We start from the raw sequence: 17,828 nt of genomic DNA, 5'->3' as shown, positions 1-17,828 counted from the left end.
CGAGGCCGCAGTGGACAAGATCCTGATACGTGGGGCACGAACCCACAACCTGAAGAACATCGACCTGACCCTGCCAAGGGACAAACTGATCGTCATCACCGGACTGTCTGGCTCCGGCAAATCATCCCTGGCGTTTGACACTTTGTATGCTGAAGGCCAGCGCCGTTATGTCGAGTCGTTGTCCGCCTATGCGCGGCAGTTCCTTTCCATGATGGAAAAGCCTGACGTCGATACCATCGAAGGTCTGTCGCCAGCGATATCCATCGAGCAAAAATCGACTTCGCACAACCCGCGCTCCACGGTTGGCACCATTACCGAAATTTACGATTACCTGCGCTTGCTGTACGCCCGCGTCGGCATCCCCCGCTGCCCGGATCACGACATCCCCCTTGAAGCCCAGACCGTCAGCCAAATGGTCGATCTGGTGCTGGCGCAGCCTGAAGGCAGCAAACTGATGTTGCTGGCTCCGGTCATTCGCGAGCGCAAGGGTGAACACCTCTCCGTATTCGAAGAGCTGCGGGCCCAGGGCTTCGTGCGGGCTCGCGTCAACGGCAAGCTCTGTGAGCTGGATGAACTGCCCAAACTCGACAAGCAGAAGAAGCACACCATCGACGTGGTGGTCGACCGCTTTAAAGTGCGGGCTGACCTGCAGCAGCGCCTGGCCGAATCATTCGAGACCGCGCTGAAGCTGGCCGATGGCATTGCCCTGGTCGCGCCGATGGACGACGAGCCGGGCGAAGAGATGATCTTCTCCGCACGCTTCGCCTGCCCGATCTGCGGCCACGCGATCAGCGAGCTGGAGCCCAAGCTGTTCTCCTTCAACAACCCGGCTGGCGCATGCCCGACCTGTGACGGCCTGGGGGTCAAGCAGTTTTTTGACATCAAGCGCCTGGTCAATGGCGAGCTAACCCTGGCAGAGGGCGCGATTCGCGGCTGGGACAGGCGTAACGTTTATTACTTCCAGATGCTGGGAGCGCTGGCCAAGCATTACGACTTCAGCCTTGAAGTACCGTTCAGCGAGCTGGCGGCTGACAAACAAAAAGTCATCCTGTACGGCAGCGGCACGCAGAATGTCGATTTCCGCTATCTGAATGACCGCGGCGACATCGTTAAACGCGCGCATCCGTTTGAAGGCATCGTGCCGAACCTTGAGCGGCGCTACCGTGAAACTGAATCGGCCACCGTGCGCGAAGAGCTGGCCAAGTTCCTTAGCACCCAGGCATGCCCGGACTGCCGCGGTACCCGTCTGCGCCGCGAAGCCCGTCATGTGTGGGTCGGCGAAAAAACCCTCCCGGCCGTGACCAATATGCCTATTGGCGATGCGACCGAGTACTTCAGCACCCTGAGCCTGACCGGGCGTCGCGGCGAAATTGCCGACAAGATTCTCAAGGAAATCCGCGAGCGTCTGCAGTTTCTGGTGAATGTGGGGCTCGACTATCTGTCACTGGATCGCAGTGCCGATACGTTGTCTGGCGGTGAAGCCCAGCGTATTCGTCTGGCCAGCCAGATTGGCGCAGGACTGGTCGGGGTGCTGTACATCCTCGATGAGCCCTCCATTGGCCTGCATCAGCGCGATAACGACCGATTGCTGGGCACCCTCAAGCATCTGCGCGATATCGGCAACACGGTGATTGTGGTGGAGCACGACGAGGATGCAATTCGTCTGGCGGACTACGTAGTGGACATTGGCCCGGGCGCGGGCGTGCATGGCGGGCATATCGTCGCGCAGGGCACACCGGCCGAGGTCATGGCGCACCCTGACTCGCTGACTGGCAAGTACTTGTCGGGCCGGGTGAAGATCGCCGTGCCGGCCAAACGCACCCCACGCGACAAGAAGCTGACGCTGTCGCTCAAGGGCGCTCGCGGCAACAACTTGCGCAACGTGGACCTGGAAATTCCTATAGGCCTGCTGACCTGCGTGACCGGGGTTTCGGGCTCGGGCAAGTCGACACTGATCAACAACACGCTCTACCCGCTCAGCGCCACGGCACTCAACGGCGCAACCACGCTGGAAGCCGCGGCTCACGACAGCATCAAAGGCCTGGAGCATCTGGACAAGGTCGTAGACATCGACCAGAGCCCGATTGGCCGCACACCACGCTCCAACCCTGCTACCTATACCGGACTGTTCACGCCGATACGCGAGTTGTTCTCCGGCGTACCGGAATCCCGCTCGCGGGGCTATGGTCCAGGGCGTTTTTCATTCAACGTGAAAGGTGGGCGCTGCGAGGCCTGTCAGGGTGATGGCTTGATCAAGGTAGAAATGCACTTTCTGCCTGACATCTACGTGCCTTGCGATGTGTGCAAGAGCAAGCGATATAACCGTGAGACCCTTGAAATCAAATACAAGGGCAAGAGCATTCACGAAGTGCTGGAGATGACCATTGAGGAAGCACGCGTGTTCTTCGATGCAGTACCAGCCCTGGCGCGTAAGCTGCAAACGCTGATGGATGTAGGCCTGTCATACATCAAGCTGGGGCAGTCCGCCACAACGCTGTCAGGCGGCGAGGCACAACGGGTGAAACTGTCCCGCGAGCTGTCCAAGCGCGATACCGGTAAAACGCTGTATATCCTCGATGAACCTACTACAGGTTTGCACTTTGCCGATATTCAGCAGTTGTTGGATGTATTGCATCGTCTACGCGATCACGGCAATACCGTGGTGGTGATCGAGCACAACCTGGATGTGATCAAGACTGCTGACTGGCTGGTTGACCTGGGACCTGAAGGCGGTTCCAAGGGTGGTCAGATCATCGCAACCGGCACTCCGGAAGAAGTATCCGAGATGTCGCAATCTCATACGGGCTTCTATCTGAAACCGTTGTTGATTCGCGACAAAGCTTAAATCGCAGTAAGAAAAAGCCCCTGCCATCGTGAGATGGCAGGGGCTTTTTGTTGAGGCTTACGCCGATCAGAACTGCGATTGCAGGTAGTTCTGCAGACCTATCGTTTTGATCAGGCCCAGCTGTTTTTCCAGCCAGTAGGTGTGATCTTCTTCGGTGTCTGCCAACTGAATGCGCAACATGTCACGGCTTACGTAGTCCTTGTGCTGCTCACACAGTGCAATACCTTTGCACAGCGCAGCGCGGACCTTGTATTCAAGGCGCAGGTCAGCCGCGAACATATCCGGCACGGTGGTGCCCACATCCAGATCATCCGGGCGCATGCGCGGAGTACCTTCAAGCATCAGAATCCGGCGCATCAACGCATCAGCGTGTTGTGCCTCTTCTTCCATTTCGTGGTTGATGCGCTCGTAGAGCTTGGTAAATCCCCAGTCCTCGTACATGCGGGAATGAACAAAGTATTGATCACGTGCAGCCAGCTCGCCGGTGAGCAACGTGTTGAGGTAATCGATTACGTCCGGGTGCCCTTGCATCGCCGCACATCTCCCTGCTTGAAAGCCTGTAGTTTGAACCAAGCTGACTGAGAGGTCACGACTCAATCGCTATAAAATCCTGTATTTGTAGAGAAAACAGACCTAAATAACGCAAAAACCGCCCTATTGAGGGCGGTTCTGCTTCTCACTTAGACTTACTTAGCCTTTACGCCCAGCGCTTTGGCGACACCGTCACCGTAAGCCTGATCGGCATTGTAGAAATGTTGCAACTGACGCTCCACGACGTCGGCCGAAACCCCGTCCATTGCCCCTGCGATGTTATTGATGAGCAGGGCTTTCTGCTCGTCATTCATCAGGCGGAACAATGCACCCGCGTGACTGTAGTAATCGCTGTCAACGCGATGATCGTAACGATCCGCCGCACCACTCAGGGCCAAAGGCGGCTCGGCGAACTGCGGCGCTTGTTTTGGCGCATCAGCGTAGCTGTTGGGCTCGTAGTTCGGCGCAGCACCACCATTATTGCCAAAAGCCATTGAGCCATCACGCTGATAGTTATGCACAGGCACCCGTGGTGCGTTGATCGGCAGGTGCTGATGGTTGGTGCCTACACGGTAGCGATGGGCATCGGCATAAGCGAACACACGACCTTGGAGCATACGATCCGGAGACAAGCCGACACCTGGGACCATGTTGCTGGGACCAAACGCAGCTTGCTCGACTTCTGCGAAGTAGTTGAGCGGATTACGGTTCAACTCAAGTTCACCGATTTCAATCAATGGAAACTCTTTCTGCGACCAGGTTTTGGTCACGTCGAACGGATTTTCGTAGTGTGCGGCGGCTTGCGCTTCGGTCATGATTTGCATGCAGACACGCCATTTCGGGAAATCACCGCGCTCAATGGCACCAAACAAATCCCGCTGTGCGTAGTCCGGGTCAGTACCTGCAAGTCGTGCAGCCTCGGCAGGCGGCAGGTTTTTGATACCTTGCTTGGTCTTGTAGTGCCATTTGACCCAGTGACGCTCACCCGCTGCATTGATCAGGCTGTAGGTATGACTGCCAAACCCGTGCATGTGACGGTAGCCATCGGGAATGCCACGATCAGAGAACAGGATGGTGACCTGGTGCAGCGACTCCGGCGAGTGCGACCAGAAATCCCACATCATCTGCGCGCTTTTCAGGTTGCTTTGCGGCAGACGCTTTTGGGTGTGGATAAAATCAGGAAACTTAAGTGGATCACGAATGAAGAACACGGGGGTGTTGTTACCCACGATGTCCCAGTTACCTTCCTCGGTGTAGAACTTAAGCGCAAAGCCGCGAGGATCGCGTTCGGTATCGGCCGAGCCACGTTCGCCACCTACGGTTGAAAAACGCAGAAAAGTGGGCGTTTGCTTGCCGATGGTGTCGAACAGCTTGGCACTGCTGTACTGAGCCATGTCACGGGTCAGTGTGAAGGTGCCGTGTGCACCTGAACCCTTGGCGTGCACACGACGCTCCGGAATGTTTTCCCGGTTGAAGTGAGCGAGCTTCTCGATCAGATGAAAATCGTCGAGTAGCAAAGGGCCGCGAGGGCCAGCAGAACGAGAATTCTGGTTATCAGCAACTGGAGCGCCGCTGGCGGTTGTAAGCGTTTTGGTCTGGCTCATGTGTTTGCTTCCTCAGTCAGTCTTTGTGCTGCCGGCTAATCGGCTGAGGAGGAGTATTGACCATGATCTACTCACGGGCAAATGCATTAAATGATCAGAATCAATAGAGAATACTAATCTAACAGGCACAAAAAACCGGGCACTAGGCCCGGTTCTTTGTAGAGACTGACGTCTTACTCAGCGGATACAGCTTCACCGCCAACTGGACGATCAACCAACTCGACGTACGCCATAGGCGCGTTGTCGCCAGCGCGGAAACCGCACTTGAGGATGCGCAGGTAGCCACCCTCACGAGTTGCATAACGCTTGCCCAGATCGTTGAACAGCTTACCAACGATGGCTTTCGAACGCGTACGGTCGAAGGCCAGACGGCGGTTAGCCAGACAATCATTCTTGGCCAGAGTAATCAGCGGCTCAGCAACGCGACGCAATTCTTTGGCTTTCGGCAGAGTCGTTTTGATCAGCTCGTGCTCAAACAACGACACTGCCATGTTTTGAAACATAGCCTTGCGGTGGGAGCTAGTGCGGCTCAGGTGACGACCACTTTTACGATGACGCATGGTTCATTCCTTACCAAACACAACGTTCGGTGATTACGACGATCAGGCAGTCGCCTTGTCGTCCTTCTTAAGACTTGCAGGCGGCCAGTTGTCGAGGCGCATGCCGAGGGACAGACCACGGGAGGCCAGAACGTCCTTGATTTCAGTCAAGGATTTCTTGCCCAGGTTCGGAGTCTTCAACAGTTCTACTTCGGTGCGCTGAATCAGGTCACCGATGTAGTAAATGTTCTCCGCCTTAAGGCAGTTGGCCGAACGCACGGTCAGTTCCAGATCGTCAACCGGACGAAGCAGGATCGGATCGATCTCGTCTTCCTGTTCGATTACCACTGGTTCGCTGTCACCTTTGAGGTCGACGAATGCAGCCAACTGCTGTTGCAGGATGGTTGCAGCACGACGAATGGCCTCTTCAGGATCCAGTGTACCGTTGGTTTCCAGATCAATAACCAGCTTGTCCAGGTTAGTACGCTGCTCGACACGGGCGTTTTCCACCACGTATGCGATACGGCGAACCGGGCTGAACGAAGAGTCAAGCTGCAAGCGACCAATGCTGCGGCTTTCATCTTCATCGCTCTGACGCGAGTCTGCTGGTTCATAACCACGACCACGAGCTACGGTGAGCTTCATGTTCAAGGCGCCGTTAGACGCCAGGTTGGCGATTACGTGATCGGGATTAACGATCTCGACATCATGATCCAGCTGAATATCGGCAGCGGTAACCACCCCCGAACCCTTCTTCGACAAGGTCAGCGTAACTTCGTCACGGCCGTGCAGCTTGATAGCCAGACCTTTAAGGTTCAACAGGATTTCAATTACGTCTTCCTGTACACCTTCGATGGCGCTGTACTCGTGGAGCACACCGTCAATCTCGGCCTCGACTACTGCACAGCCTGGCATTGAGGACAACAGGATGCGGCGCAGCGCGTTGCCCAGGGTGTGGCCAAAACCACGCTCGAGAGGCTCGAGAGTGATTTTAGCGCGGGTTGGACTGACAACTTGCACATCAATATGGCGAGGTGTCAGGAACTCATTTACCGAAATCTGCATGGATGCACCTATTTTCTAGCCCTTACTTGGAGTAGAGCTCGACAATCAGGCTTTCGTTGATGTCGGCGGACAGATCACTGCGAGCAGGAACGTTCTTGAAAACGCCCGACTTCTTCTCAGTGTCTACTTCTACCCATTCTACGCGGCCACGTTGGGCACACAGATCGAGAGCTTGGACAATGCGAAGCTGGTTCTTTGCTTTCTCGCGGATAGCGACCACGTCACCAGCACGAACCTGGTAGGACGGAACGTTTACGGTCTGACCGTTAACGCTGATCGACTTGTGCGATACCAACTGACGAGATTCGGCACGAGTAGAACCGAAACCCATACGGTATACGACGTTATCCAGGCGGCATTCGAGCAGTTGCAGCAGGTTTTCACCGGTTGCACCTTTCTTGCCAGCAGCTTGTTTGTAGTAGCCGCTGAACTGACGCTCGAGAACGCCGTAGATACGACGGACCTTCTGCTTTTCACGCAGTTGGGTACCGTAGTCGGATTGGCGACCGCGGCGTTGGCCGTGGATGCCTGGAGCAGCTTCAATATTGCACTTCGATTCGATAGCGCGCACACCACTCTTCAGGAAGAGATCGGTGCCTTCACGACGTGCCAGTTTGCATTTTGGACCAATGTAACGAGCCATTCTTTACAGTCTCCTGGATTACACGCGGCGCTTCTTCGGCGGACGGCACCCGTTGTGCGGGATAGGCGTCACGTCGGTGATGCTGGCGATCTTATAGCCACAGCCGTTCAAAGCACGGACAGCGGACTCACGACCTGGACCTGGGCCCTTAACGTTAACGTCAAGGTTTTTCAGGCCATATTCCAGCGCAGCTTGACCAGCACGTTCAGCAGCTACTTGAGCAGCGAACGGGGTGGACTTGCGAGAACCGCGGAAACCCGAACCACCGGAGGTAGCCCAAGAAAGCGCGTTACCCTGACGGTCGGTGATGGTCACGATGGTGTTGTTGAAAGACGCGTGGATGTGGGCGATGCCATCAACCACTGTCTTTTTAATTTTCTTACGAGGACGAGCAGCAGGTTTTGCCATGACTAAATTCCTGTCGATTCGCTGGTGCGATTACTTGCGGATCGGCTTACGCGGACCTTTGCGAGTACGCGCGTTGGTCTTGGTACGCTGACCGCGTACTGGAAGACCACGACGATGGCGCAGACCGCGGTAGCAGCCCAAGTCCATCAAGCGTTTGATTTTCATGTTGACTTCACGACGCAGGTCACCTTCAGTGGTGAACTTCGCCACTTCGCCACGCAGCAACTCAATCTGCTCGTCGCTCAGATCCTTGATCTTAGCGGCTGGGTTTACACCAGCATCCGCACAGATTTTCTGTGAGGTAGTGCGACCAACACCATAGATGTAGGTCAGCGAGATAACAGTGTGCTTGTTATCTGGAATGTTAACGCCTGCAATACGGGCCATTCAGTGGGACTCCAATTGACAGCTACCTACGCCCCGGAAGCCAAGAAATAGGGCGCGAGATAATATCGCTGTAATAACAAATAATCAACCCAGCAGCGCACTAGCTGCTGGGCTTCAAACAGATCACACTCAGCCTTGGCGCTGTTTGTGACGTGGTTCCGCGCTGCAAATTACCCGAACAACACCTTCGCGGCGAATAATCTTGCAGTTACGGCACAGCTTTTTCACCGATGCACGAACTTTCATCACCAACTCCTCTCACCTTACGGGGTAGTACTTCAGCGGAGCATGCCGCTGCCGTAGCCCTTCAGGTTGGCTTTCTTCATCAGGGATTCGTACTGGTGCGAAACGAGGTGCGATTGTACTTGGGACATGAAGTCCATAACAACCACGACCACGATCAGCAACGAGGTCCCGCCAAGGTAGAACGGAACGTTTGCCGCAACCACCAGGAACTGGGGCAACAGGCACACGGCCGTCATATAAAGAGCACCGAACAGAGTCAAACGAGTCAAAACGCCATCAATATAGCGTGCCGACTGCTCGCCTGGACGGATACCCGGAATAAAGGCACCGGACTTCTTCAGGTTTTCCGCTACGTCTTTCGGATTGAACATCAACGCCGTATAGAAGAAGCAGAAGAAAATAATCCCTGCACTAAACAGCAGAATATTCAACGGCTGACCAGGAGCGATCGACTGCGAGATGTCCTGCAACCAGCCCATACCTTCAGACTGACCGAACCAGGCACCCAGCGAAGCCGGGAACAGCAAAATGCTGCTCGCAAAAATAGCCGGAATAACACCAGCCATATTCACTTTCAGCGGTAGGTGGCTAGTCTGCGCAGCAAAAACCTTACGGCCCTGCTGACGCTTGGCGTAATGAACAGCAATACGACGCTGACCACGCTCAATGAACACCACGAAACCGATAATCGCTACTGCCAGCAAACCGATAGCAACCAAAGCGAAAATATTGATATCGCCCTGACGCGCAGACTCGAAAGACTGCCCTATTGCTCTCGGAAGACCGGCGACGATACCCGAAAAAATCAACATCGAGATACCGTTGCCAACACCACGCTCAGTAATCTGCTCACCCAGCCACATCATGAACATTGCACCCGCCACAAAAGTGGTTATTGCAACGAAATGGAAGCCTAGGTCACCAGTGAACGCTACGCCCTGCCCCGCCAAGCCAATGGACATGCCAATAGCCTGGACGAGAGCAAGAACGACAGTGAGGTAGCGGGTGTACTGGCTTATCTTGCGACGACCAGCTTCACCTTCCTTCTTCAACTGCTCCAGTTGCGGGCTGACAGCGGACATAAGCTGCATGATGATCGATGCCGAAATGTACGGCATGATCCCCAGCGCAAAAATACTCATCCGCTCCAGCGCGCCGCCGGAAAACATGTTGAACAAGCTAAGTATGGTCCCCTCATTCTGTCGAAACAGGTCCGCCAGCCGGTCCGGGTTGATACCAGGAACTGGGATGTGTGCGCCTATTCGGTAGACGATAATCGCCAGGAATAGAAAACGCAGTCGAGCCCAGAGCTCGGATAACCCGCCTTTGCTGAGCGCTGAGAGAGCACCTTGCTTAGCCATTTATTCCTCGAACTTGCCGCCAGCTGCTTCGATAGCCGAACGCGCACCTTTGGTGGCGCCGATTCCCTTGCCGATTGTGACAGCGCGAGTAACTTCACCGGACAGCATGATTTTCACACGCAGCACGTTGACGTTGATCACGTTGGCATCTTTCAGGGTCTGCACAGTAACGATGTCGCCTTCCACTTTAGCCAGCTCGGACAAACGCACTTCTGCGCGATCCATGGCTTTCAGGGAAACGAAACCGAACTTAGGCAGACGGCGATGCAGCGGCTGTTGACCGCCTTCAAAGCCTGGAGCAATTGTGCCACCGGAACGGGAGGACTGACCTTTGTGACCACGGCCACCAGTCTTGCCCAAACCGCTACCGATACCACGGCCCGGACGATGCTTTTCGCGACGGGAACCCGGCGCTGGACTCAGATCATTGAGTTTCATCGATTAACCCTCTACACGCAGCATGTAGTAAGCCTTGTTGATCATCCCGCGATTCTCGGGAGTATCAAGTACTTCTACAGTGTGACCGATGCGACGCAGACCCAGACCCTTAATGCACAGTTTGTGATTAGGGATACGGCCGGTCATGCTTTTGATCAGCGTTACTTTAACGGTAGCCATGATCAGAAGATCTCCTTGACGCTTTTGCCACGCTTGGCGGCAATAGATTCAGGAGACTGCATAGCTTTCAAACCTTTAAAAGTGGCGTGAACCACGTTTACCGGGTTAGTCGAGCCGTAGCACTTGGCCAGTACGTTCTGAACACCAGCAACTTCGAGGACAGCACGCATAGCGCCGCCAGCGATGATACCGGTACCTTCAGAAGCAGGCTGCATGTAAACCTTGGAAGCGCCGTGGGCGGATTTCATGGCGTACTGCAGAGTGGTGCCGTTCAGGTCCACTTGAATCATGTTGCGGCGAGCAGCTTCCATTGCCTTCTGGATCGCAGCAGGCACTTCACGTGACTTGCCACGGCCGAAGCCAACGCGCCCTTTACCATCACCAACCACGGTCAACGCGGTGAAAGTGAAGATACGGCCGCCTTTAACGGTTTTGGCTACGCGGTTAACTTGAACCAGCTTCTCAATGTAGCCTTCGTCGCGCTTTTGGTCGTTATTTGACATAACTTAGAACTCCAGCCCAGCTTCACGAGCAGCCTCAGCCAGCGCTTTCACGCGGCCGTGGTACTTGAAGCCAGAGCGGTCGAAAGCCACCTGCGAGACGCCAGCGGCTTTTGCACGCGTAGCGACCAGCTGGCCAACCTTTGTGGCCGCGTCGATGTTGCCAGTGGCAGCATCACGCAGTTCTTTGTCCAAAGTCGAGGCGCTTGCCAGGACTTTGCTGCCGTCGGCCGAGATGACCTGGGCGTATATATGCTGAGACGAGCGGAACACGCAGAGACGCACGACTTCTAGTTCGTGCATTTTCAGACGTGCTTTGCGAGCGCGACGCAGTCGAGTAACTTTTTTGTCGGTCATTTGCTATGCCCTACTTCTTCTTGGCTTCTTTACGACGGACGACTTCGTCCGCGTAACGTACACCCTTGCCTTTATAAGGCTCTGGCGGACGGAAACCGCGGATCTCAGCGGCCACCTGACCTACCAGCTGCTTATCAATACCCCGGATCAGGATATCGGTTTGGCTAGGAGTCTCAGCGGTGATGCCTTCCGGCAATTCGTAATCCACTGGGTGCGAGAAGCCAAGAGCCAGGTTCAGCACTGTGCCTTTTGCTTGCGCTTTGTAACCAACACCGACCAGCTGGAGCTTACGCTCGAAGCCTTGGCTTACGCCTTGGACCATGTTGTTTACCAACGCACGAGTGGTACCAGCCATTGCGCGAGTTTGTTGATCGCCATTGCGAGCAGCGAAACGCAGCTCACCAGCTTCTTCAACAATCTCAACGGACGAATGGATGTTCAGTTCTAGAGTGCCCTTGGCACCCTTCACCGAAAGCTGTTGGCCGGCGAATTTTACTTCGACACCAGCTGGCAGCTTAACGGGGTTCTTAGCGACGCGTGACATGCTTATCCCCCCTTAGAACACAGTGCAAAGAACTTCGCCGCCGACACCGGCAGCGCGCGCAGCACGATCCGTCATCACACCTTTGCTGGTGGAGACGATAGACACACCTAGACCGCCACGAACTTTCGGCAGATCTTCGGAGGACTTGTACTGACGCAGGCCTGGACGGCTAACGCGCTTAACTTCTTCGATAACCGAACGGCCTTCGAAGTATTTCAGCTCGATAGACAGCAGTGGTTTGATTTCGCTGCTGATCTGATAATCCGCGATGTAACCTTCGTCTTTAAGAACTTTGGCTACAGCTACCTTCAACGTGGAAGATGGCATGCTTACGACGGACTTTTCAGCCATCTGGGCATTACGGATTCGAGTTAGCATGTCCGCTAACGGGTCCTGCATACTCATGGGCTAGACGCTCCTGATACAAAAAGAATTAGCCTTGCGGCTACAACTGTCGCCGAGTGACTCAATGCTTAAAAAGCACGGGCTCAGGCGAGCCGGTCATTCTAGACACACGCCAGAAATGAATCAAGCCCCAATAGGGGCTTGATTCATATTCAAGGTCACCGGCTGTCAGGATCTTACGACCCTGACAGGGGTAACTTTGCCTGTACGCCTTACCAGCTGGCTTTAACCAGACCTGGTACGTCACCGCGCATTGCTGCTTCACGCAATTTGTTACGGCCAAGGCCGAACTTGCGGTAAACACCATGCGGACGACCAGTGAGGCGGCAGCGGTTACGCATGCGCGCAGCGCTTGCGTCACGTGGCTGCTTCTGCAGAGCAACTTGAGCTTCCCAACGTGCTTCTGGACTTGCGTTCAGATCAACGATGATAGCTTTCAGCTCAGCACGCTTCTTGGCGAACTTGGCAACCGTAAGCTGACGTTTCAGCTCGCGGTTTTTCATGCTCATCTTAGCCATGGTCCTACTCCAATCAGTTGCGGAACGGGAATTTGAATGCACGCAGCAATGCGCGACCTTCATCATCCGTTCGAGCAGTGGTGGTCAGGGTAATGTCCAGACCGCGGAGGGCATCGATTTTGTCGTAGTCGATTTCCGGGAAGATGATCTGCTCTTTAACGCCCATGCTGTAGTTACCACGACCATCGAAGGACTTGGCATTCAGGCCGCGGAAGTCGCGAACCCGAGGCAGGGAGATCGACAGCAGACGATCCAGGAATTCATACATACGCTCACGGCGCAGAGTAACCTTAACGCCGATCGGCCAGCCTTCGCGAACTTTAAAGCCTGCGATGGACTTGCGAGCGTAGGTCACTACACATTTTTGACCCGTGATTTTTTCCAAATCAGCTACAGCGTGCTCGATGATTTTCTTATCACCGATCGCTTCGCCCAAACCCATGTTCAGGGTGATTTTGGTAACGCGCGGAACTTCCATCACGTTCGAAAGCTTAAGTTCTTCCTTAAGTTTCGGAGCGATTTCCTTCCGGTAAATCTCTTTTAGTCGTGCCATGGTCTCATCTACCTAGCAGTGTTCAAGCATCAACCGCTTTTTGGGTCGACTTGAAGACACGAATTTTTTTGCCGTCTTCTACTTTAAAACCAACGCGATCTGCTTTGCTGGTTTCGCTGTTGAAGATGGCCACGTTAGAAGCGTCCAGTGGAGCTTCTTTCTCGACGATACCGCCTTGTACGCCCGACATCGGGTTAGGCTTGGTATGACGCTTAACCAGGTTCAGACCGCCAATAACCAGACGGTTGTTAGCGAGAACCTTAAGCACCTTACCGCGCTTACCTTTGTCTTTGCCGGCGATCACGATGATCTCGTCGTCACGACGAATCTTTTGCATGTCGGATCTCCTTACAGCACTTCTGGGGCGAGCGAGACGATCTTCATGAACTTCTCAGTACGAAGTTCACGGGTCACTGGCCCAAAGATACGGGTGCCGATCGGCTCTTGCTTGTTGTTCAGAAGAACAGCAGCGTTGCCATCAAAGCGGATAATGGAGCCATCAGCACGACGTACGCCGTGACGAGTGCGGACTACAACAGCAGTCATCACTTGGCCTTTTTTCACTTTACCGCGAGGAATTGCTTCCTTCACGGTAACTTTGATGATGTCACCGATACCAGCGTAACGACGATGGGAGCCACCCAGCACCTTGATGCACATAACGCGGCGTGCGCCGCTGTTATCGGCCACATCGAGCATGGATTGAGTCTGAATCATATAATTTCTCCGACCCCTAGTCCTTAGACTTCCACAGCGCGTTCGAGAACATCAACCAGTGCCCAAGACTTGGTCTTGGCCATCGGACGAGTTTCACGAATAGTGACTTTGTCGCCGATGTGGCACTGATTGGTTTCGTCGTGCGCGTGCAGCTTAGTCGAACGCTTAACGTATTTACCGTAGATCGGGTGCTTAACGCGACGCTCGATCAAAACGGTGATGGTTTTGTCCATCTTGTCGCTGACAACACGGCCAGTCAGCGTACGGACAGTCTTTTCGGCTTCAGCCATGATTACTTACCTGCCTGCTGTTTGAGCACAGTCTTCACGCGAGCGATGTCACGCTTAACTTGCGAGAGCAGATGCGACTGCCCCAACTGGCCAGTTGCTTTCTGCATACGCAGATTGAACTGGTCGCGCAGCAAGCCGAGCAGTTGCTCGTTCAGCTGCTGTGCGGATTTTTCACGAAGTTCATTCGCTTTCATCACATCACCGTCCGTTTAACAAAGGAGGTGGCGAGCGGCAGCTTTGCAGCAGCCAGGGCGAAAGCCTCACGCGCCAGCTCTTCAGTAACACCCTCGATTTCATACAGGACTTTGCCTGGCTGAATCTGGGCAACCCAATATTCCACGTTACCCTTACCTTTACCCATACGAACTTCGAGGGGCTTTTTGGAAATAGGCTTGTCCGGGAATACACGGATCCAGATCTTACCGCCACGCTTAACGTGACGGGTCAGTGCACGACGCGCTGATTCGATCTGACGAGCGGTGAGACGACCACGAGCAACAGACTTCAGCGCATATTCGCCGAAGCTGACTTTGCTACCGCGCAATGCCAAGCCACGGTTGTGGCCAGTCATTTGCTTGCGGAACTTCGTACGCTTAGGTTGTAACATTTGGCGTACCCCTTACTTAGCAGCTTTTTTACGAGGCGCTGGTGCTTGTGGCTTCAGCTCTTCTTGGCGACCACCAATTACTTCGCCTTTGAAGATCCAAACCTTTACACCGATCACACCGTAAGTGGTGTGAGCTTCGTAGTTGGCATAGTCGATGTCGGCACGCAGGGTGTGCAATGGCACACGACCTTCGCGATACCATTCAGTACGTGCGATTTCAGCACCGCCGAGACGACCGCTCACTTGGATTTTGATGCCTTTGGCACCAATGCGCATAGCGTTCTGTACAGCGCGTTTCATCGCGCGACGGAACATTACACGACGCTCCAGCTGCTGAGCTACGCTCTGCGCAACCAGCATACCGTCGAGTTCCGGCTTGCGGATCTCTTCGATATTGATGTGCACAGGCACACCCATTTGCTTGGTCAGGTCCTGACGCAGTTTCTCAACATCTTCACCTTTCTTCCCGATAACGATACCTGGACGAGCGGTGTGGATGGTGATACGTGCAGTTTGGGCCGGACGATGGATATCGATACGGCTTACGGACGCGCTTTTTAGTTTGTCTTGGAGGTATTCACGCACCTTCAGATCAGCGAACAAGTAGTCCGCATAAGTCCGGCCGTCTGCGTACCAGACGGAGGTGTGCTCCTTGACGATTCCCAGGCGAATGCCAATGGGATGTACTTTCTGACCCATCTCTTCGACTCCGTTACTTGTCAGCAACCTTGACAGTGATATGGCAAGACCGCTTGACGATGCGATCAGCGCGGCCTTTGGCACGCGGCATGATGCGCTTCAGCGAACGCCCTTCGTTGACGAAAACGGTGGCGACTTTAAGGTCGTCAACGTCTGCGCCTTCGTTATGCTCGGCGTTGGCTACGGCCGACTCCAGCACTTTCTTGATGATCTCGGCGGCTTTCTTGTTGCTGAAAGCCAACAGGTTGAGCGCTTCGCCCACCTTCTTCCCGCGGATCTGGTCGGCGACCAAGCGGGCTTTCTGGGCGGAGATTCGAGCGCCCGACAACTTAGCGGCTACTTCCATCGTTCCTTACCCCTTAACGCTTGGCTTTCTTGTCTGCCACGTGCCCACGATAAGTGCGGGTACCGGCAAACTCGCCTAGTTTATGGCCAACCATGTCTTCGTTCACAAGAACTGGGACATGAAGACGACCGTTATGCACAGCGATGGTCAAACCGACCATTTGTGGCAGGATCATCGAACGACGCGACCAGGTTTTCACCGGTTTGCGATCGTTCTTTTCCGCCGCCACTTCGATCTTCTTCAGTAGGTGAAGATCAATAAAAGGACCTTTTTTCAGAGAACGTGGCACTGTCGTATCCCTCTATTTACTTGCGACGACGGACGATCATTTTGTCGGTACGCTTATTACCACGAGTCTTCGCGCCCTTAGTCGGGAAGCCCCATGGCGATACCGGATGACGACCACCAGAGGTACGACCTTCACCACCACCATGTGGGTGGTCAACCGGGTTCATGGCAACACCACGAACGGTTGGGCGAACGCCACGCCAGCGTTTGGCACCAGCTTTACCCAGCGAACGCAGGCTGTGCTCGGAGTTCGAGACTTCGCCAAGCGTTGCACGGCATTCAGCCAATACTTTACGCATTTCACCGGAACGCAGACGCAGGGTCACGTAGACACCATCACGAGCGACCAGCTGAGCCGAAGCACCAGCGGAACGAGCGATTTGTGCGCCTTTGCCCGGCTTCAATTCGATGCCGTGTACGGTGCTACCAACTGGAATGCTGCGCAGTTGCAACTGGTTGCCTGGCTTGATCGGAGCCAAAGCACCCGAAATCAGCTGGTCGCCAGCGCTCACGCCTTTAGGGGCGATGATGTAACGGCGTTCGCCGTCTGCGTACAACATAAGAGCAATGTGAGCAGTACGGTTTGGATCGTATTCGATACGCTCAACAGTGGCTGGAATGCCATCTTTGTCGTTGCGACGGAAGTCGACCAAACGATAATGCTGCTTATGACCACCACCGATGTGACGCGTGGTAATACGGCCATTGTTGTTACGACCACCAGTCTTCGATTTCTTCTCGAGCAGCGGTGCGTGAGGAGCGCCTTTATGCAGCTCCTGGTTGACCACCTTGACCACATGACGGCGGCCAGGGGAAGTCGGTTTGCATTTAACGATTGCCATGATGCACCCCTTCCTTACTCAGCACTGCTGCTGAAATCGAGATCTTGGCCTGGCTGAAGGGAGATTACTGCCTTCTTCCAGTCATTACGCTTGCCCACGCCGCGAGCGGTGCGCTTGCTCTTACCCAGAACATTCAGGGTAGTAACACGCTCAACTTTCACGCTGAACAGGCTTTCGACGGCCTTCTTGATTTCCAGCTTGGTTGCATCAGTAGCAACCTTGAAAACGAACTGGCCTTTCTTGTCTGCCAGAACCGTAGCCTTCTCGGAAACGTGCGGGCCAAGCAGAACTTTAAATACGCGTTCCTGGTTCATCCCAGCAGCTCCTCGAATTTCTTCACGGCCGACACGGTGATCAACACCTTGTCGTATGCGATCAGACTAACTGGGTCGGAACCTTGCACGTCACGTACATCAACGTGTGGCAGGTTACGAGCAGCCAGGTACAGGTTCTGATCAACAACTTCAGACACGATCAGGACGTCTGTCAGACCCATGCCATTCAGTTTGTTCAGCAGATCTTTGGTTTTCGGCGCTTCAACTGCGAAGTCCTGAACCACGATCAGACGATCAGTACGAACCAGTTCAGCAAGGATGGAACGCATTGCTGCGCGATACATCTTCTTGTTGAGCTTCTGAGAGTGATCTTGTGGACGAGCTGCGAAAGTAGTACCACCGCCACGCCAGATTGGGCTACGGATAGTACCGGCACGAGCACGGCCAGTACCTTTCTGACGCCAAGGGCGCTTACCGCCACCACGAACGTCGGAACGGGTCTTTTGCTGCTTGCTACCTTGACGACCGCCAGCCATGTAGGCCACGACTGCCTGGTGAACCAGCGTCTCGTTGAACTCGCCGCCAAACGTCAGTTCGGAAACTTCGATCGCTTGAGCATCATTTACATTTAATTGCATGT

General features: G+C 54.5%; 29 protein-coding genes. 1 reads left to right on the top strand and 28 read right to left on the bottom strand.

Translation table 11 applies throughout. The features are described 5' to 3' along the window. Positions 1 to 10 precede the first annotated feature (10 nt). Positions 11 to 2,845 (top strand): excinuclease ABC subunit UvrA, encoded by a 2,835-nt coding sequence (uvrA, locus tag KO536_RS18510; RefSeq protein WP_219262610.1) that lies wholly within the window; start codon positions 11 to 13, stop codon positions 2,843 to 2,845. Between the two features lie 66 nt (positions 2,846 to 2,911). Here uvrA and bfr read toward each other — a convergent pair whose 3' ends face one another. The 28 genes from bfr to rplD form a co-directional block, all read right to left on the bottom strand. After that, positions 2,912 to 3,376, bottom strand: a complete 465-nt coding sequence (gene bfr / locus KO536_RS18505; RefSeq protein ID WP_133077078.1) for a bacterioferritin — start codon at positions 3,374 to 3,376, stop codon at positions 2,912 to 2,914. A gap of 155 nt (positions 3,377 to 3,531) precedes the next feature. Further along, positions 3,532 to 4,980 carry a catalase gene (locus KO536_RS18500; RefSeq protein WP_133077079.1) on the bottom strand — a complete coding sequence of 483 codons (1,449 nt, stop codon included), beginning with the start codon at positions 4,978 to 4,980 and terminating at the stop codon, positions 3,532 to 3,534. A gap of 173 nt (positions 4,981 to 5,153) precedes the next feature. Then, positions 5,154 to 5,540, bottom strand: a complete 387-nt coding sequence (rplQ, locus tag KO536_RS18495; RefSeq protein ID WP_003444357.1) for a 50S ribosomal protein L17 — start codon at positions 5,538 to 5,540, stop codon at positions 5,154 to 5,156. A 42-nt stretch (positions 5,541 to 5,582) separates the two neighbouring features. Continuing rightward, complete coding sequence (locus tag KO536_RS18490; RefSeq protein ID WP_003176403.1) at positions 5,583 to 6,584, bottom strand: DNA-directed RNA polymerase subunit alpha; 1,002 nt, start codon at positions 6,582 to 6,584, stop codon at positions 5,583 to 5,585. Between the two features lie 22 nt (positions 6,585 to 6,606). Continuing rightward, entirely contained in the window at positions 6,607 to 7,227 is a 621-nt protein-coding gene (gene rpsD / locus KO536_RS18485) for a 30S ribosomal protein S4 (protein WP_003444359.1), read from the bottom strand. Between the two features lie 18 nt (positions 7,228 to 7,245). Then, positions 7,246 to 7,635 carry a 30S ribosomal protein S11 gene (rpsK, locus tag KO536_RS18480; protein ID WP_007924177.1) on the bottom strand — a complete coding sequence of 130 codons (390 nt, stop codon included), beginning with the start codon at positions 7,633 to 7,635 and terminating at the stop codon, positions 7,246 to 7,248. A gap of 30 nt (positions 7,636 to 7,665) precedes the next feature. Continuing rightward, complete coding sequence (gene rpsM / locus KO536_RS18475; RefSeq protein WP_016779184.1) at positions 7,666 to 8,022, bottom strand: 30S ribosomal protein S13; 357 nt, start codon at positions 8,020 to 8,022, stop codon at positions 7,666 to 7,668. Between the two features lie 129 nt (positions 8,023 to 8,151). Then, complete coding sequence (rpmJ, locus tag KO536_RS18470) at positions 8,152 to 8,268, bottom strand: 50S ribosomal protein L36 (protein ID WP_002555468.1); 117 nt, start codon at positions 8,266 to 8,268, stop codon at positions 8,152 to 8,154. A gap of 32 nt (positions 8,269 to 8,300) precedes the next feature. Continuing rightward, positions 8,301 to 9,629 (bottom strand): preprotein translocase subunit SecY, encoded by a 1,329-nt coding sequence (gene secY / locus KO536_RS18465; protein ID WP_019409908.1) that lies wholly within the window; start codon positions 9,627 to 9,629, stop codon positions 8,301 to 8,303. Continuing rightward, entirely contained in the window at positions 9,630 to 10,067 is a 438-nt protein-coding gene (rplO, locus tag KO536_RS18460) for a 50S ribosomal protein L15 (RefSeq protein WP_003444362.1), read from the bottom strand. 3 nt (positions 10,068 to 10,070) lie between these two features. Next, the gene (rpmD, locus tag KO536_RS18455; RefSeq protein ID WP_003444363.1) at positions 10,071 to 10,247 is read right to left on the bottom strand and encodes a 50S ribosomal protein L30; all 177 of its coding nucleotides are present in this window, start codon (positions 10,245 to 10,247) and stop codon (positions 10,071 to 10,073) included. A 2-nt stretch (positions 10,248 to 10,249) separates the two neighbouring features. Further along, complete coding sequence (rpsE, locus tag KO536_RS18450; protein ID WP_003186035.1) at positions 10,250 to 10,750, bottom strand: 30S ribosomal protein S5; 501 nt, start codon at positions 10,748 to 10,750, stop codon at positions 10,250 to 10,252. 3 nt (positions 10,751 to 10,753) lie between these two features. Further along, the gene (gene rplR, locus KO536_RS18445) at positions 10,754 to 11,104 is read right to left on the bottom strand and encodes a 50S ribosomal protein L18 (protein ID WP_003444364.1); all 351 of its coding nucleotides are present in this window, start codon (positions 11,102 to 11,104) and stop codon (positions 10,754 to 10,756) included. Positions 11,105 to 11,114: 10 nt separating this feature from the next. Then, a complete protein-coding gene (rplF, locus tag KO536_RS18440; RefSeq protein WP_003444365.1) occupies positions 11,115 to 11,648 on the bottom strand; it encodes a 50S ribosomal protein L6 in 534 nt (177 codons plus the stop codon). 12 nt (positions 11,649 to 11,660) lie between these two features. Beyond that, positions 11,661 to 12,053: a 30S ribosomal protein S8 gene (gene rpsH / locus KO536_RS18435; protein WP_003444366.1), complete on the bottom strand. Its 393-nt coding sequence runs from the start codon at positions 12,051 to 12,053 to the stop codon at positions 11,661 to 11,663. 212 nt (positions 12,054 to 12,265) lie between these two features. Beyond that, complete coding sequence (gene rpsN / locus KO536_RS18430; RefSeq protein ID WP_019409906.1) at positions 12,266 to 12,571, bottom strand: 30S ribosomal protein S14; 306 nt, start codon at positions 12,569 to 12,571, stop codon at positions 12,266 to 12,268. Between the two features lie 13 nt (positions 12,572 to 12,584). After that, positions 12,585 to 13,124, bottom strand: coding sequence for a 50S ribosomal protein L5 (gene rplE, locus KO536_RS18425; RefSeq protein WP_003444368.1), 540 nt, complete (start codon positions 13,122 to 13,124; stop codon positions 12,585 to 12,587). Positions 13,125 to 13,146: 22 nt separating this feature from the next. After that, on the bottom strand, positions 13,147 to 13,461 hold the full coding sequence (rplX, locus tag KO536_RS18420; RefSeq protein ID WP_133077080.1) for a 50S ribosomal protein L24: 315 nt from the start codon (positions 13,459 to 13,461) through the stop codon (positions 13,147 to 13,149). A gap of 11 nt (positions 13,462 to 13,472) precedes the next feature. Beyond that, positions 13,473 to 13,841: a 50S ribosomal protein L14 gene (gene rplN / locus KO536_RS18415; RefSeq protein ID WP_002555479.1), complete on the bottom strand. Its 369-nt coding sequence runs from the start codon at positions 13,839 to 13,841 to the stop codon at positions 13,473 to 13,475. A gap of 23 nt (positions 13,842 to 13,864) precedes the next feature. After that, complete coding sequence (gene rpsQ, locus KO536_RS18410) at positions 13,865 to 14,131, bottom strand: 30S ribosomal protein S17 (protein WP_003194644.1); 267 nt, start codon at positions 14,129 to 14,131, stop codon at positions 13,865 to 13,867. Between the two features lie 2 nt (positions 14,132 to 14,133). Further along, positions 14,134 to 14,325, bottom strand: coding sequence for a 50S ribosomal protein L29 (rpmC, locus tag KO536_RS18405; RefSeq protein WP_003444371.1), 192 nt, complete (start codon positions 14,323 to 14,325; stop codon positions 14,134 to 14,136). Then, positions 14,325 to 14,738 (bottom strand): 50S ribosomal protein L16, encoded by a 414-nt coding sequence (rplP, locus tag KO536_RS18400; RefSeq protein WP_016779178.1) that lies wholly within the window; start codon positions 14,736 to 14,738, stop codon positions 14,325 to 14,327. Before rplP ends, rpmC begins: the two co-directional genes overlap by 1 nt. A gap of 12 nt (positions 14,739 to 14,750) precedes the next feature. Further along, on the bottom strand, positions 14,751 to 15,437 hold the full coding sequence (rpsC, locus tag KO536_RS18395; protein ID WP_003176422.1) for a 30S ribosomal protein S3: 687 nt from the start codon (positions 15,435 to 15,437) through the stop codon (positions 14,751 to 14,753). Between the two features lie 13 nt (positions 15,438 to 15,450). Next, complete coding sequence (rplV, locus tag KO536_RS18390; RefSeq protein WP_003444373.1) at positions 15,451 to 15,783, bottom strand: 50S ribosomal protein L22; 333 nt, start codon at positions 15,781 to 15,783, stop codon at positions 15,451 to 15,453. 13 nt (positions 15,784 to 15,796) lie between these two features. Beyond that, on the bottom strand, positions 15,797 to 16,072 hold the full coding sequence (rpsS, locus tag KO536_RS18385; protein WP_003232420.1) for a 30S ribosomal protein S19: 276 nt from the start codon (positions 16,070 to 16,072) through the stop codon (positions 15,797 to 15,799). Between the two features lie 16 nt (positions 16,073 to 16,088). Further along, positions 16,089 to 16,913 carry a 50S ribosomal protein L2 gene (gene rplB, locus KO536_RS18380; RefSeq protein ID WP_019824364.1) on the bottom strand — a complete coding sequence of 275 codons (825 nt, stop codon included), beginning with the start codon at positions 16,911 to 16,913 and terminating at the stop codon, positions 16,089 to 16,091. Between the two features lie 14 nt (positions 16,914 to 16,927). Then, the gene (rplW, locus tag KO536_RS18375; RefSeq protein WP_003444375.1) at positions 16,928 to 17,227 is read right to left on the bottom strand and encodes a 50S ribosomal protein L23; all 300 of its coding nucleotides are present in this window, start codon (positions 17,225 to 17,227) and stop codon (positions 16,928 to 16,930) included. After that, complete coding sequence (rplD, locus tag KO536_RS18370; protein ID WP_003444376.1) at positions 17,224 to 17,826, bottom strand: 50S ribosomal protein L4; 603 nt, start codon at positions 17,824 to 17,826, stop codon at positions 17,224 to 17,226. The genes rplW and rplD overlap by 4 nt, the downstream gene beginning before the upstream one ends. Positions 17,827 to 17,828: the final 2 nt, after the last annotated feature.

Origin of the sequence: Pseudomonas sp. NKUCC02_KPG, from assembly GCF_019345465.1 — a bacterium.
GTDB lineage: Bacteria > Pseudomonadota > Gammaproteobacteria > Pseudomonadales > Pseudomonadaceae > Aquipseudomonas.
This window is presented reverse-complemented; position numbering and strand designations above follow the sequence as displayed.

Coding starts and splice junctions, on each gene's coding strand:
- bfr (WP_133077078.1), bottom strand. CDS start 3,376: ATGCAAGGGCACCCGGACGTAATCGATTACCTCAACACGTTGCTCACC.
- KO536_RS18500 (WP_133077079.1), bottom strand. CDS start 4,980: ATGAGCCAGACCAAAACGCTTACAACCGCCAGCGGCGCTCCAGTTGCT.
- rplQ (WP_003444357.1), bottom strand. CDS start 5,540: ATGCGTCATCGTAAAAGTGGTCGTCACCTGAGCCGCACTAGCTCCCAC.
- KO536_RS18490 (WP_003176403.1), bottom strand. CDS start 6,584: ATGCAGATTTCGGTAAATGAGTTCCTGACACCTCGCCATATTGATGTG.
- rpsD (WP_003444359.1), bottom strand. CDS start 7,227: ATGGCTCGTTACATTGGTCCAAAATGCAAACTGGCACGTCGTGAAGGC.
- rpsK (WP_007924177.1), bottom strand. CDS start 7,635: ATGGCAAAACCTGCTGCTCGTCCTCGTAAGAAAATTAAAAAGACAGTG.
- rpsM (WP_016779184.1), bottom strand. CDS start 8,022: ATGGCCCGTATTGCAGGCGTTAACATTCCAGATAACAAGCACACTGTT.
- rpmJ (WP_002555468.1), bottom strand. CDS start 8,268: ATGAAAGTTCGTGCATCGGTGAAAAAGCTGTGCCGTAACTGCAAGATT.
- secY (WP_019409908.1), bottom strand. CDS start 9,629: ATGGCTAAGCAAGGTGCTCTCTCAGCGCTCAGCAAAGGCGGGTTATCC.
- rplO (WP_003444362.1), bottom strand. CDS start 10,067: ATGAAACTCAATGATCTGAGTCCAGCGCCGGGTTCCCGTCGCGAAAAG.
- rpmD (WP_003444363.1), bottom strand. CDS start 10,247: ATGGCTACCGTTAAAGTAACGCTGATCAAAAGCATGACCGGCCGTATC.
- rpsE (WP_003186035.1), bottom strand. CDS start 10,750: ATGTCAAATAACGACCAAAAGCGCGACGAAGGCTACATTGAGAAGCTG.
- rplR (WP_003444364.1), bottom strand. CDS start 11,104: ATGACCGACAAAAAAGTTACTCGACTGCGTCGCGCTCGCAAAGCACGT.
- rplF (WP_003444365.1), bottom strand. CDS start 11,648: ATGTCACGCGTCGCTAAGAACCCCGTTAAGCTGCCAGCTGGTGTCGAA.
- rpsH (WP_003444366.1), bottom strand. CDS start 12,053: ATGAGTATGCAGGACCCGTTAGCGGACATGCTAACTCGAATCCGTAAT.
- rpsN (WP_019409906.1), bottom strand. CDS start 12,571: ATGGCTAAGATGAGCATGAAAAACCGCGAGCTGAAACGTCAGCTTACG.
- rplE (WP_003444368.1), bottom strand. CDS start 13,124: ATGGCACGACTAAAAGAGATTTACCGGAAGGAAATCGCTCCGAAACTT.
- rplX (WP_133077080.1), bottom strand. CDS start 13,461: ATGCAAAAGATTCGTCGTGACGACGAGATCATCGTGATCGCCGGCAAA.
- rplN (WP_002555479.1), bottom strand. CDS start 13,841: ATGATTCAGACTCAATCCATGCTCGATGTGGCCGATAACAGCGGCGCA.
- rpsQ (WP_003194644.1), bottom strand. CDS start 14,131: ATGGCTGAAGCCGAAAAGACTGTCCGTACGCTGACTGGCCGTGTTGTC.
- rpmC (WP_003444371.1), bottom strand. CDS start 14,325: ATGAAAGCGAATGAACTTCGTGAAAAATCCGCACAGCAGCTGAACGAG.
- rplP (WP_016779178.1), bottom strand. CDS start 14,738: ATGTTACAACCTAAGCGTACGAAGTTCCGCAAGCAAATGACTGGCCAC.
- rpsC (WP_003176422.1), bottom strand. CDS start 15,437: ATGGGTCAGAAAGTACATCCCATTGGCATTCGCCTGGGAATCGTCAAG.
- rplV (WP_003444373.1), bottom strand. CDS start 15,783: ATGGAAGTAGCCGCTAAGTTGTCGGGCGCTCGAATCTCCGCCCAGAAA.
- rplB (WP_019824364.1), bottom strand. CDS start 16,913: ATGGCAATCGTTAAATGCAAACCGACTTCCCCTGGCCGCCGTCATGTG.
- rplW (WP_003444375.1), bottom strand. CDS start 17,227: ATGAACCAGGAACGCGTATTTAAAGTTCTGCTTGGCCCGCACGTTTCC.
- rplD (WP_003444376.1), bottom strand. CDS start 17,826: ATGCAATTAAATGTAAATGATGCTCAAGCGATCGAAGTTTCCGAACTG.